The sequence below is a fragment of the Amycolatopsis speibonae genome, from assembly GCF_042647925.1.
Lineage (GTDB): Bacteria > Actinomycetota > Actinomycetes > Mycobacteriales > Pseudonocardiaceae > Amycolatopsis > Amycolatopsis speibonae.
On the sequence record NZ_JBHRWK010000076.1, the window covers coordinates 1 to 12,249 of the forward strand.

Annotated in this window: 9 protein-coding genes; 5 read left to right on the forward strand and 4 right to left on the reverse strand. The window is 68.0% G+C overall.

The window, feature by feature from the left end:
• Positions 1 to 312 precede the first annotated feature (312 nt).
• Positions 313 to 984, reverse strand: coding sequence for a GntR family transcriptional regulator (locus ACFOSH_RS36155; protein ID WP_378244830.1), 672 nt, complete (start codon positions 982 to 984; stop codon positions 313 to 315).
• Positions 985 to 1,040: 56 nt separating this feature from the next.
• On the opposite strand from ACFOSH_RS36155, the gene ACFOSH_RS36160 reads away from it, so the two are divergent.
• The 3 genes from ACFOSH_RS36160 to ACFOSH_RS36170 are packed head-to-tail and all read left to right on the forward strand — an operon-like array spanning position 1,041 to position 6,367.
• Complete coding sequence (locus ACFOSH_RS36160; protein ID WP_378244832.1) at positions 1,041 to 2,057, forward strand: proline racemase family protein; 1,017 nt, start codon at positions 1,041 to 1,043, stop codon at positions 2,055 to 2,057.
• Between the two features lie 20 nt (positions 2,058 to 2,077).
• Entirely contained in the window at positions 2,078 to 3,010 is a 933-nt protein-coding gene (locus tag ACFOSH_RS36165; protein ID WP_378244834.1) for an ornithine cyclodeaminase family protein, read from the forward strand.
• 9 nt (positions 3,011 to 3,019) lie between these two features.
• On the forward strand, positions 3,020 to 6,367 hold the full coding sequence (locus ACFOSH_RS36170; RefSeq protein WP_378244836.1) for a molybdopterin-dependent oxidoreductase: 3,348 nt from the start codon (positions 3,020 to 3,022) through the stop codon (positions 6,365 to 6,367).
• A 53-nt stretch (positions 6,368 to 6,420) separates the two neighbouring features.
• Here the strand turns inward: ACFOSH_RS36170 and ACFOSH_RS36175 are convergent, their stop codons facing one another.
• Complete coding sequence (locus tag ACFOSH_RS36175) at positions 6,421 to 6,906, reverse strand: Lrp/AsnC family transcriptional regulator (RefSeq protein WP_378244838.1); 486 nt, start codon at positions 6,904 to 6,906, stop codon at positions 6,421 to 6,423.
• A gap of 90 nt (positions 6,907 to 6,996) precedes the next feature.
• On the opposite strand from ACFOSH_RS36175, the gene ACFOSH_RS36180 reads away from it, so the two are divergent.
• On the forward strand, positions 6,997 to 8,421 hold the full coding sequence (locus ACFOSH_RS36180; protein ID WP_378244840.1) for an amidase: 1,425 nt from the start codon (positions 6,997 to 6,999) through the stop codon (positions 8,419 to 8,421).
• A 307-nt stretch (positions 8,422 to 8,728) separates the two neighbouring features.
• On the opposite strand, the gene ACFOSH_RS36185 is transcribed toward ACFOSH_RS36180, so the two are convergent.
• Positions 8,729 to 10,354, reverse strand: coding sequence for a carboxylesterase/lipase family protein (locus ACFOSH_RS36185; protein ID WP_378244842.1), 1,626 nt, complete (start codon positions 10,352 to 10,354; stop codon positions 8,729 to 8,731).
• A gap of 362 nt (positions 10,355 to 10,716) precedes the next feature.
• Between ACFOSH_RS36185 and ACFOSH_RS36190 the strand changes: the two genes are divergently transcribed.
• On the forward strand, positions 10,717 to 11,298 hold the full coding sequence (locus ACFOSH_RS36190) for a hypothetical protein (protein WP_378244844.1): 582 nt from the start codon (positions 10,717 to 10,719) through the stop codon (positions 11,296 to 11,298).
• Between the two features lie 85 nt (positions 11,299 to 11,383).
• On the opposite strand, the gene ACFOSH_RS36195 is transcribed toward ACFOSH_RS36190, so the two are convergent.
• The gene (locus tag ACFOSH_RS36195; RefSeq protein ID WP_378244846.1) at positions 11,384 to 12,241 is read right to left on the reverse strand and encodes a hypothetical protein; all 858 of its coding nucleotides are present in this window, start codon (positions 12,239 to 12,241) and stop codon (positions 11,384 to 11,386) included.
• Positions 12,242 to 12,249 lie beyond the last annotated feature (8 nt).

Genomic DNA, 12,249 nt, shown 5'->3' on the forward strand with positions numbered 1-12,249 from the left:
GGTTACAAGACCCCACACGAGGTCCACGCCGAGTATCTGAACCGACAGCTCGCAGCGTAAAATTAGCAACTAAGCAGCTGTCCGGAAAACACTGGGCCCCCCAAGGGAAGCGCCGACGGTGGTGACGCCGACAGCCGCCGCGGCCGCGAGTTTCCGCATCTTCATGAGTGCTCTCCTTTTCGAATCACGCTGGTGACAAGGGGGACGGCGACGCTTCCGGTCCGTCCACACAAGATCACTACCCGCGTCGAAAACCCCCGAATCAGCACCTGCCTCTCCGGCCAAGGGGGCATGGTCGAGCAGGCAGGATCGTCACTCGGCGGCCCAGATTCCCCGGACGTGTCCGATATGATGGCGCATCAAGTCTTCGGCGCCATCGGCGTCCTGGGCTTCGATCAAGTCGACGAGTTCCGAGTGCTCGCGCGCCGAGGGGATCAGTTGCCCGCGTTCGGCCAAGTCCTTGAGGCCGTAGATCCGTGATCGGGCGCGCAGCGTCCGCACGGCTTCGACGAGGTGCGCGTTACCGGACAGGTCGAGCAGCGTGAGATGGAATTCCATGTCCACGGTGACGTGGCCGATGAGGTCATGTTCGGCAGCAGCCCGCTCTATCCCGGCCGCGAGCTCGCGGAGCCGTTTCACGGTGTTCGCGCCGACGCCCGCCTCGGCGATGCGGCGCACGGTGGGTACCTCGATCAGGGCGCGCAGCTCGGTGAAGTTGTCGAGTTCTTGGTCGGTGGGCTCGGTCACTCGGAAACCTTTGTTGCGCACGGTCTCCATGAGCCCTTCCTTGACCAGATCGAGCATCGCCTCCCGCACCGGTGTCGCGGAGACGCCGAACTGCCCGGCCAAGGTGGGCGCGGAGTACACGACGCCCGGACGCATCTCGCCCGAGATCACGGCGCCACGGAGGGTTTCGATGACCTCGTCGCGCAAGTTGCGACGGCCACCGACCGGGGGAAGTCCCTTGAGCGAGTCCTCGGTCATCGAAATCCCTCCGTCGCGACTGTACAATGTCACATGTTACTTGAGCGGAGGTCGGTATGACGAGCGCTGGGCACTTCGCGGTGGACTACCACTGCGGTGGCGAACCGTTCAGGATCGTCACCCGGATACCGGAACCGGCCGCGCCGTCGGTCGCGGAAAAGCGGATCGCGGCAGCGACCGACCCCGAGGTCGACGGACTGCGTCAGCTGCTCTGTTCCGAGCCACGCGGGCACGCGGACATGTACGGCGGTTTCATCGTGGCGCCCGACGATCCAGGCGCCCACTTCGGCGTTCTCTTCTGGCACAAGGACGGCTTCTCCACCGCGTGCGGCCACGGCACGATGTGCCTCGGTACCTGGGCGGTGCAGACCGGCCTGGTGCCCGCCGACCCCAGCGGCGTCACCGACGTGGTGATCGACGTGCCGTCCGGGCGGGTGACCGCACGGGTCACCACCGTCGGATCCAAGGTCACCTCGGCGGACTTCCTCAGCGTCGCCAGCTATCTCCTTCACGACGAGGTCGTCGTGAAGACGTCGCGCGGCGACGCCCCTTGTGTGATCGCGTTCGGCGGGGCGATGTACGCCCAGGTGCCCGCGGCGGCCTTCGGTCTCGCCGTGGACAAGGCCTCACTGCCCGAACTGATCGGGCTGGGGCGGGAGATCAAGAAGCAGCTCAACGCCGGCTCGTACGCCGAGCACCCGCTCGACGCGAGACTCAGCGGAATCTACGGCGTGATCTTCTTCGACGAACTCGGCGACGAGGAAGACGGGAACGTCCACCAGCGCAACGTGACCGTTTTCGCCGATGGGCAGGTGGACCGCTCACCCTGCGGTTCGGGGACCGCTTCCCGTGTCGCGGCGCTGCACGCGTCCGGACGGCTGGCGACGCACAGCACGCTCGTCCATTCGTCGATCGTCGGTTCGACCTGGCACGCCCGGATTGCGAGCACGGCCGAGGTCTCCGGACGGGACGCGGTCCACCCCGTCGTGACGGGACGGGCGTTCCGCACCGGCTATCACCGGTTCGTGGTCGACCCCGACGACGACCTGGTGCCGGGCTTCGTACTGCGCTGACGAGAAAACAGGAGGTACTCATGGAGGTCGTCACCGTCGGCCCGGAGGAGATCCGTGCCGCCGTGCCCATGGCCGACGCGATCGACGCGGTGCGAAACGGGTTCCTCGCACTCCGGCGCGGCGAGTTCGAAATGCCGACGCGAACCGTGTTGCGCGATGGCGCGTTCCTCGTGATGTCGACGCACCACCGCCCGACCGCGTCGGCGATGATCAAGACCTTGAGCCTCAACTTCACCGACCGCGTACCGGCCATCGTCGGGACCGTCGTCTGGAGCGAACTCGGTCACGGACGTCATCTCGTCGCCGACGCCGCCGAGGTGACCCGCATCCGGACCGGCGCGATCGTCGGCGTCGCGACCGGCCTGCTCGCTCCGGCCGAGGCGAAGACCTGCACCCTCATCGGCGCCGGCGGGCAGGCGCCCGATCAGGTCCGCGCCGTGCATTCCGTGCGGCCGCTGACCGAGCTCAGGGTCGTCGACCACAGCCTCGGGCGCGCGGACGCGCTCGCGAAGTCCCTGGGCGCGGAGCTGGGTATCGACACCGTCGTCGCCGTCGCGGACGCGGACGAGGCGGTCCGTGGGGTGGACATCGTCTGCTGCGCGACCACGTCCACCACGCCGTTGTTCTCCCCCGCGTCGCTGACCGAACACGCCCACGTCAACGCCATCGGCGCCTTCCGCCCGACCATGCGGGAGCTCCCCGACGAACTGCTCGCCGAGGCGACCGTCGTGATCGACGAACGAGAAGCTGTCCTCGAAGAGTCCGGAGAAATCATCCACGCCATCGAGGCGGGAGCAATCACCGAGGACGACCTCATCGAACTCGGTGCGGCGCTGGCAGAGGGAACGGGAGAACGAGCCGGGCGGACAGTCTTCAAGAGCGTCGGGGTGGCCATGCAGGACTGGGCCATCGCCAGCCTGCTCGCTCAAAGCTGTCTCGACCAGGCGAAGTGAGGGGTAGCCATGGCGGACGTTCGAGGCTATTGCACCTTGTGCCGCTCACGATGCGGCGCGATCTACACCGTCGAGAACGGGATGATGACGGGCGTTCGCCCGGATCCCGCCCATCCGACAGGCGCCGCGATGTGCCCCAAGGGACGCGCCGCTCCCGAGCTGGTCCACTCCCCCGAGCGGTTGACGCGGCCACTGCGGCGGACAACCCCGAAGTCGGCCTCCGATCCACAATGGAAGGAGATCAGCTGGGAAGAGGCGCTCGCGGAGATCGCCGACAGGCTGGGCACCATCCGGGCCGAAAGCGGCGCCGAGTCCGTCGCGTTCTCCGTGACCTCACCGAGCGCGACGCCGATGTCCGACTCGATCGACTGGGTGGAGCGGTTCATCCGGCTGTTCGGCAGTCCGAACACGCTGTACAGCACCGAGATCTGCAACTGGCACAAGGATTTCGCCCACGCCTTCACCTTCGGCAGCAGCCTTCCGGGGCCCGACTACGCCAGGACCGACCTGGCGATCCTGTGGGGACACAATCCGGCGAAGTCATGGCTCGCGCAGTCCGCCGCGCTGGCCGAGGCCAAAGCGCGCGGCGCACGGCTCGTCGTCATCGATCCACGCCGGTCCACCGGCGCACTGCAGGCGGACGTCTGGCTGCGGGTCCGGCCAGGCACGGACGACGCCCTCGCCCTCGGTATCGCTCATCAGCTGTTGACCCGGCGAGGCCACGACGAGCGGTTCGTCCGGCGGTGGACCAACGGCCCGCTCCTGGTCCGCCAAGACACCGGCCGGTTCCTGCGGGCCGCTGACCTCGAACCGGATCTCGCGGGTTTCGTGGCGTGGAACGAGGCGACGGGCGCGGCCGAACCCGTCGACACGACCGCCCTGACCTCGCGGGCCGGCCAGTTCGCCCTGCACGGGACCAGGCGGATACCGACGAGCGATGGCATCGTCGAGTGCGTCCCGGCCTTCGCGCTGTACGCAAAAGCGTGCGCCGACTGGCCGCTCGACCGCACGGCCTCCGTCACGACGATCGATCCTGGCTCCCTTTCCGCGTTCGTCGAAGAACTCGTCAAGGCGGAGAGCGTTTCCTACGCCGCGTGGACCGGCATCGGGCAGCACGCGAACGCCACGCAGACCGAGCGGGCGATCGCCACGCTGTACGCCCTCACCGGCAGCTTCGACGCTCCTGGTGGCAACGTCGTGATCCCCAAGCAGCCGACGAACCCGGTCTCGTCACCGGACCGGCTCGATCCACGCCAACGAGCCAAAGCGCTGGGTCTGGACAACTTCCCGATCGGTCCGCCGTCGCAGGGCTGGATCAACGCACGCGACTTCTGCCAGGCCGCGATCAGCGGTGATCCGTACCGCGTCCGGGCTCTGGTCTCCTTCGGCGGCAACCTTCTTCTGTCCCAGCCCGATCCCAAGCGGACCGCGGCGGCGTTGCGCGAACTCGACTTCTCCGTTCACCTCGACCTCTTCGAGAACCCGACCTCCCGATTCGCCGACCTCCTGCTGCCCGTCAACACCCCGTGGGAGCACGAAGCCATCAGGGCGGGCTTCGAGATCACGCCGTCGGCGCAGGAACGGGTCCAGCTTCGGCCGCGCATGATCGAGCCGGTGGGCGAGTCCCGTTCGGACACCGAGTTCGTCTTCGACCTCGCGGCGCGCCTCGGTATGGCCGAAGAGTTCTTCGGCGGGCGGATCGAGGACGCCTGGAACCACCAGCTCGCACCGCTGGGGCTCACCGCGGGGCGGCTGCGCGACGAGGCGGGCGGGATCGATGTCCCCCTGCCTTCCGGATATCGGAAGTACGCCGAAGAACTCGACAGTGGCGTCACCGGTTTCGCCACCCCGACAGGTCTCGTCGAGCTGTACTCCGAACGTCTCGCCGAGCACGGGCAGTCGCCGGTCCCGGTCGCCCGCACACCGGAGGTGGACACGCGATACCCCCTGGTGCTGACCTGCGCGAAGAACGGCTACTTCTGTCACAGCCAGCACCACGGGATCTCGTCACTGCGGCGTCGGTCTCCTGAGCCGACCGTCGACGTCAGCGCCGAACTCGCGGACGAGCGCGGCATCGTCACCGGCCAAGAGGTCGAGATCGTGACGCAGGCGGCGAAAGTCACGATGCGCGCACGCATCGACCCCGCGCTGCATCCCGAGGTCGTCGTGGCCGAATACGGCTGGTGGCAACCGGCACCCGACCTCGCGCTGCCGGGTTCGAACCCGCTCGACGACGGCGGGGCGAACTACAACCTGCTGATCGGCGACGACATCCGGGACCCGATCAGCGGCTCGATCGCGCTCCGCTCCACAGCCTGCGACGTCCGGCCGGTCGGGCCGCCGCCGTGGAACACCGCGCGTGAGTTCCTTGTGGACAGTGCGGCTCTCGAAACGGACGAGATCCTCACGCTGCGTCTGCGCCCTGCCGACGACGGCGAACTGCCGGACTTCCGTCCCGGTCAGCACATCACGCTGGCCTCGGCGGACGAACCGCAAGTGACGCGAAGCTACTCTCTGACGACCGCCGCCCGCGACACCGGTCGCGCCGCCTACAGCGTCGCCATCCGGCGGCTGTCAGGCGGTCGGTTCTCCTCGACCGTCCACGAAGGCTTCCGGGCGGGGACCCGGGTGCTGGTGACGCCGCCGTCCGGTTCGTTTGCCGTACCGTCGGACCACCGGCAGCCGCTGGTGCTGATCGCCGCCGGCATCGGGATCACGCCGTTCCTCGGCCTCCTGGAGACACTCGCGAACGGCCCTGATCCGGCCCCGGAGATCGTCCTCCACTACGGGAACCGGAACGCCGGGAGCCACGCCTTCCGTGAACGGATCGCCAACCTGGCGAAGCGCCTTCGCACGGTGCAGGTCGTCAACCACTACAGCCGACCGGCCGAAGGCGACACCTACGACGTCCGGGGGCGGGTGTCGTCCGACAGCGTCGATGCGTCACTCATCCGTCGACGAGCGCGGTTCTACCTCTGTGGTCCCGAAGCCATGCTCGACGAGCTGACCTCCGGTCTGCTGGCCCGCCGCGTGCCTCGCGCGGACATCTTCACCGAGAAGTTCCACGCCGCGGCGGCGCCGGTCACCATCGCCGACGACGCGACGGCGACCGTGCGGTTCGCCCGATCCGGCCGCGAGGAGACTTGGCGCAAGGCCGACGGAACCCTTCTCCAGTTCGCGGAGAAGATCGGGCTGTCCCTCCCCAGCGGCTGCCGACTCGGCCAGTGCGAAAGCTGCGCGGTTTCCGTTCTCGAAGGCACTACCGCCCATCTCGTCACGCCGCCGGACGGCCTGCCCGACGATCAATGCCTCACCTGCCAGGCGGTCCCGACCTCCGATGTCACGCTCGACGCGTAGGGCTCGGTCCCGCAGTTCGGAGGTCAGCACGCTGCTACGTTTCAAGCCCTTCGTCACCAACCCGGTGTGCACCGAAACCGCGAGCCGTGACCACGGCGAATCGACGACGAACCGGTGCAGCGCCTCGATCGGCAGGCCGCGAGCGACGCCGGTTCGACCACCGCACGGATGTACATCGCCCCGCTTCGGCGCAGCGACTCCACCCGGCGCCGCGCTGTCGACTCCGAAACCCCGGCCAGCCTGGCGAGTTCCTCGTGGGTCCGCCTGCCGTCCTCGCGCAGCGCCCGCACCAGTGCTCGCTCGTCCGGGGTGAGCTCGTCCGGGGTGAGCTCGTCGCCGTCCGGCTGCCGAGACTGTGGCGTCAGCTGGGGAAGTTCGGCCAGCTCGGCCTGTCCGGTCAGCAGGTAGCAGAAGCTGGTCTCCGGACGGCGTGCCAAAGCGGTACCGGCCGTCCTGGCGAGCCCGGGTCGGCACCTGGCGCGCACCAGCCTCGGCACGCCGTACGGTGTCACCGCCATCACGGTGTCGAGTGGATCCATCCGCCAATAATGTGGCATTCCGTCAGATGTCGAGCAAATCTTGTCGACCACGGTCATCAGGGGTGAGGATTCGGCCATTCTCACGAGATATTGGAGGACGTGATCGAAGGCGAACTCTGCCGTCTTCCCGCACGGGAACTGGCGAAGCTGCTGCGCACCCGCGAGGTCAGCGCGAGGGAGGTGGTGACAGCCCATCTCGAGCGCGTCGAACGGGTCAATCGGGCTATCAACGCGATCGTCACGCTGACCGCCGACCAGGCCCTCGCCGACGCGGCGACGGCCGACGAGCGACTGGCCCGTGGCGAAGAAGTCGGTGCCCTGCACGGGATCCCGGTGGCGCACAAGGACAACCACGACGTTGCGGGCGTGCGCACCACCTACGGTTCGCCGCTGCTCGCGGACAACGTACCGGTCCACCATTCGCCCATCGTCGAACGGATGCGCGCCGCGGGCGCGATCACCCTCGGCAAGACGAACATCCCCGAATTCGGCGCGGGCTCGCACACGATGAACCCCGTCTTCGGCGCGACCCGGAATCCGTACCGGCCCACGCTGTCCGCGGGCGGCAGCAGCGGCGGTGCGGCCGCGGCACTCGCCGCGAGGCTGCATCCGCTCGCCGACGGCAACCACATGGGCGGCTCGCTGCGCAATCCCGCATCGTTCTGCAACGTGGTGGGGCTGCGCCCCTCCCCCGGCCGAGTCCCCGACGGGCCCGGCGGACTCCCCGCGTCCTGGCTCGCCGTGCACGGACCGATGGCCCGCACCGTCGGCGATGTCGCGCTCCTGCTGTCGGTGATCGCCGGTTACGACCCCGGCAGCCCGTTCAGCCTCCGGGAGCCGTCCGCCCCGTTCGCCGGACGGTTGGACACCGACCTCACCGGGCTGCGGGTGGCGTGGTCGCCCGATCTCGGCGGCCTCCCGGTCGATCCCGCGGTCAGCCGGGTGCTCGAACCGGCGGTGAAGGTGTTCCTCGACCTCGGCTGTGACGTCGAGGAAGCCACTCCGGACCTCTCGGGCGCCGACGAGGTCTTCCGGACCCTGCGCGCCCGGATCTTCCACCTGAACCTCGGCGCCCTGGCCGAATCCCATCCAGGGCGGATCAAGAAGACCCTCGCCGACGAGATCGCGTTCGGCGGCACGCTGACCGGCGCACGGGTGGCGGAGGCCAACGTCCGGCAGTCCCGGCTCGTGGCCTCGACGAGGGAGTTCTTCTCACGGTACGACCTCCTGCTGGCCCCGGTCAGCCAGCTCCCGCCGTTCCCGGTCGAGTGGGAGTACCCGCAGTACGTCGCCGGCCACGAGATGCGCGACTACATCGACTGGATGCGGTCGTCCTCGTGCATTTCGGTGACCCGGTGCCCGGCGATCTCCGTACCCGCGGGCTTCACTCCCGACGGCAGTCCGGTGGGCCTTCAACTCGTCGGCCCGCACCGCGGCGAGCTGAACCTGCTGCGGGCGGCCCACATGTTCGAGCAGGCCACCCGTTACGGGGAACGGCTTCCCGAACTCTCGTGAGTGGTACGGACGGTTCTAACCGTCCGTACCACTCACGAGGCCTGGACCTGCTCGGTTCCGGGTCCCTTGCCCGCTTGAGGTACGTGAAGGACTCCTTCACGTACTTGGGGAAGGCGTGAAGGTCGAGTTTCCTCGGCTGAGCCGAGGGAAGGGGTCCTTCACGCGCGGCCTGGGATCAGCCATGGCGGAATCCAGTAGGTATCTAAGACATCTTTGGTTCTATTAGGCCGAAAGGCAAAGTTGTCCTGGCAGGAGACATGCCACATTTGCCTTAGACCCAAAACCGTCCTTACCACTCACGACGCTTTCACGGGGTGCCGGCACTGAGCTGTTCCCAGAATTCGTCGCAGTGGTGCTGTCGAGGGATTTCCGTGGTGAGCTGACTGTCACCTGCGGCTTGGAGCGACATGATGACGGGATTGTCCTCGGTGTAGGGCTCCCAAAGGGGTGTGCCGTCCACAGTGGGATCGCCGGTTCGGGCGAACCCTGTCCACTGCGACACCAGCTGCTCGGACAGCACCTGCTGATTGGGATTGAGTTTCACGCCCTCCGGCAGCAGCAGGAGCCATTCAGCGATGTGGTAGGCGCCGTTCGGTTTGGTCGGGTCGAGGAAGAACTGTGGCGGGACGTCCGTGTCGTCCATCTGGTAGGCGTAGACCGGGATGTGCCGCGCCAGTCGTTCGTTGTTGAGCACGGAGGGGCAGACGGAGTTGGAGTCGGCCACGATGGTCCGGAAGGCGAGGAACGGGGCGGGCGCGGGGAATCGCTTCAGCGGATACGTCTTGCGGACAGCGGGCGCGTGCTTGCCGTACTGCTGGCGTACCAGCGTCTCGTAGTCCGCCGGAGTCGAGGCGGACGGCAGCTGGGTTTCGTCCCGGTCCACGCCGTGCATCAGGGACACGTCGTTGACGTGCCCGGTGGCGAAGGCCTCTCCTGGGGACATCGGCAGCGTCGTTCCGTTCACGATCGGCGCTATGGTGCCGTTGTCGGGCCCCCTCCCGTGGTCCGCCTGTTTGAGCAGGGTCGCCGCCGACGTGCTGCGCAGGCAGGCGGCGGCTTCGGCCGCGGTGCCGCAACCGACGGCGGCGGCGAACCGCGCCCCGGTGCGCTGCGCCTGTTCCTCGGTGGGCAGCTTCGCCTTGCAGTCCTGCGGCTGCCACACGGTGTCCACGCCGAGCAGTGAGTTGTACTCGCCGCTTTGGCTGATCCCGCGCTGGAACAACCCCGCCGAGGTCGGCGAGACGGTGTGGGCGCAGACGCTCGAACCGCCCGCGGAGGCGCCGTAGATCGTGACGTTGTGCGGGTCGCCGCCGAACCGCGAGATGTTGCGCTGCACCCAGCGCAACGCGGCTTGCTGGTCCTGCAGCCCGTAGTTGCCGGCGTGCTCACCGAACGCCTCGTGAGCCAGGAAACCGAAGATCCCGAGCCGGTAGTTGACCTCCACACTGATGACCTGGCCCGCCGTCACCAGACGGCTCGCGTCCTGCGGTTTCCACAGCAGGAACCCGCCCCCATGGATCTGCACCATCACCGCGAACGGCCCCGGCCCCGCCTTGGCGGGCACGCGGACGGTCAGGTTGAGGCAGTCCTCGTCATCCGAGCCCGGACCCGCGCCGGCAGGTTGCGCGCACTGGGTGCCTTCCTTGGTCGCGGCGAAGGTCTCGGTCCACGGAGCCGGCCTGCGCGGCGGTTTCCAGCGCAGCGCCCCGGTCGGTGGTGCGGCATAACGGATCCCTTGCCACGACTTGACATCGGCGCCGGCGACACCGCACACCGGCCCGTCGTCGGTCACCACCTTGGTGTTCGGCGAGCAGGCAGGTGCCGGTGGTCCCCCTCTGACCAGATCACTGGCCATGGACGCCGAACCGGCCATAGGCGTCAGCAGGACAACGACGGCCGCCACCGCGGCGGCCACCTTTCGGTCGAGTCTCATCCGTCCTCCTTCACCTCCGCACGCCTCCAAGAGGCCGGACGGAAGATTCGTGACACAACGAGTGACATCCACGTACCGAACAACGGTCTGCCGGCATGGGCACGGCAGCGACAGTGCCCCGATTCCCGGTTTTCCCGCGAGCACGAATCGATCCGTTCGTTCTCGCCGATCTCCAGTCTGGCCACCCTCCAGGAGGGCGCAACCTCCGTTCGGCGGCCTGGGGATTGTCAAAATCCCGGCCACGATGGTCTTTGATCAGGATCCGGACCGTTGCTTGCCGATGAGAACGCTCTCGCGACGCCTTGGTGTCGGCCGGCTGCGACGCTGTCCGAGGGTTCCCGCAGCGGGAGGAGAGCCGTCCCATGCCACCGCCGCCGCGGAAGCCGTCGCGACTGCCGCCGTCGAACGCCGCGGCGCTGGCTGCCTTGCGGGCGGGCGACAAGAAACCGCCGGTGGACCCGTCCCGGAGAGACTCGCAGGACAAGATCGGCAACGGTGCGGTGGCGGCGGGCCTGGTCAGAGGTCCGGGCACGGATCCGAAGTTCGCCGTGCTGAAGAAGGACATCGCGCACAAGAAGCACACGGTCGCCCGCTCCCACCCTCCGGCGGGCAAGGTAGCGACCTCGGCGCAGAACGCGTCCGTGCCGCCCAAGGACGACGAGGTGGCGCAAGGCAAGACGGCCAACGCCGAGAAGATGAACGACGCGAAGCCCAAGGACTTCGACAAGGAAGCGTTCGTCAAGGCCGTCGAAAAGGCCATCGCCGAAAAGGCGCCGAAGAACCTGGAACAGGCTGACGAGTTCGCCGAATCGGGGAAACCGGCCGAGGTCAAGGCCGAGGTGGCAGGCAAGGTCGGCGAGGGGAAGGCGGACTCGGCAGAGCACACCGACGAGGAAAAACGCGCCCTGGTGACGGCCACCCTGCAAAGGTCTTCGACACCATGAAGACCGACGTGGAGGGCATCCTCACCGGGCCTCGACAAACTCGTCGACGAACAGTTCACCAAGGGAGAGAAGGCCCGTGACGCGTTCACCGCCGAGCACCGGCCGCCTGGGGACTGGTCAAATGGGGCCAAGACAGCTGTTCGGTCTGCCCGACGAGGCGAATCAGATCTTCGTCGAAGCCCGCGACAACTACGTCAAGCAGATGCGGAAGGTCATCTCGGCCGTCGCGGACACGATCGGCCGTGAGCTGACGAGGGCGAAGCAACGCATCGCCAAGGGCCGCGACGAACTCCAGGCCGAGGTCAAGAAACCACCGAAAGACCTTCAGGCGCTGGGCAAGCAGGCGGCCGCCGGGTTCGCCGACAAGTTCGACGAACTGACCCAGTCGGTCGACGACAGTCCCGAGGGGCAGCAAAAGCGCCTGCGAAAAGGGCTGTCCGCGGCACTGTCCGCGGCCAAACGGGTCAAGCGCACCAGCCGGGTGATGGAGAAAGTGGTCGACCTTGAGCAGCTCCAGGCCCAGGATCACGGTGACGACCTCCGCCGACATCGTCTTGCCCGTTCCCGGATCGCCGGTGAACAACGCCTTCACCCCACCCGCCGTCATCTTGCGGGCGAAGGCCCAGGACTCCGCCACTCGGGGCCACGCGCGGAACGCCGACGCGATTTCCGTGAGCTGGCTCATCTGCGCGTCCGGCAGCACCAGATCGTCCGTCGTGCGGCGCGGGAGGATCGACCGCACCGCACCGCTCGTGCGGCCGCGGGTCACGATCGCTATCGCGGGCTCCACGTGCTCGGTGACGGGATGGCCGTTGCCGGACAACCGCGCGTCCGCGTCGGCGACGGCCGCCACCGCGCGGAGATCACCGCCGCTCATGCGGTAGCGGGCCGCCAGGTCCTCCAGTGCCTCCGAGGGCAGCAACGGGAACGCCGAGGACCACATCTCTCGGC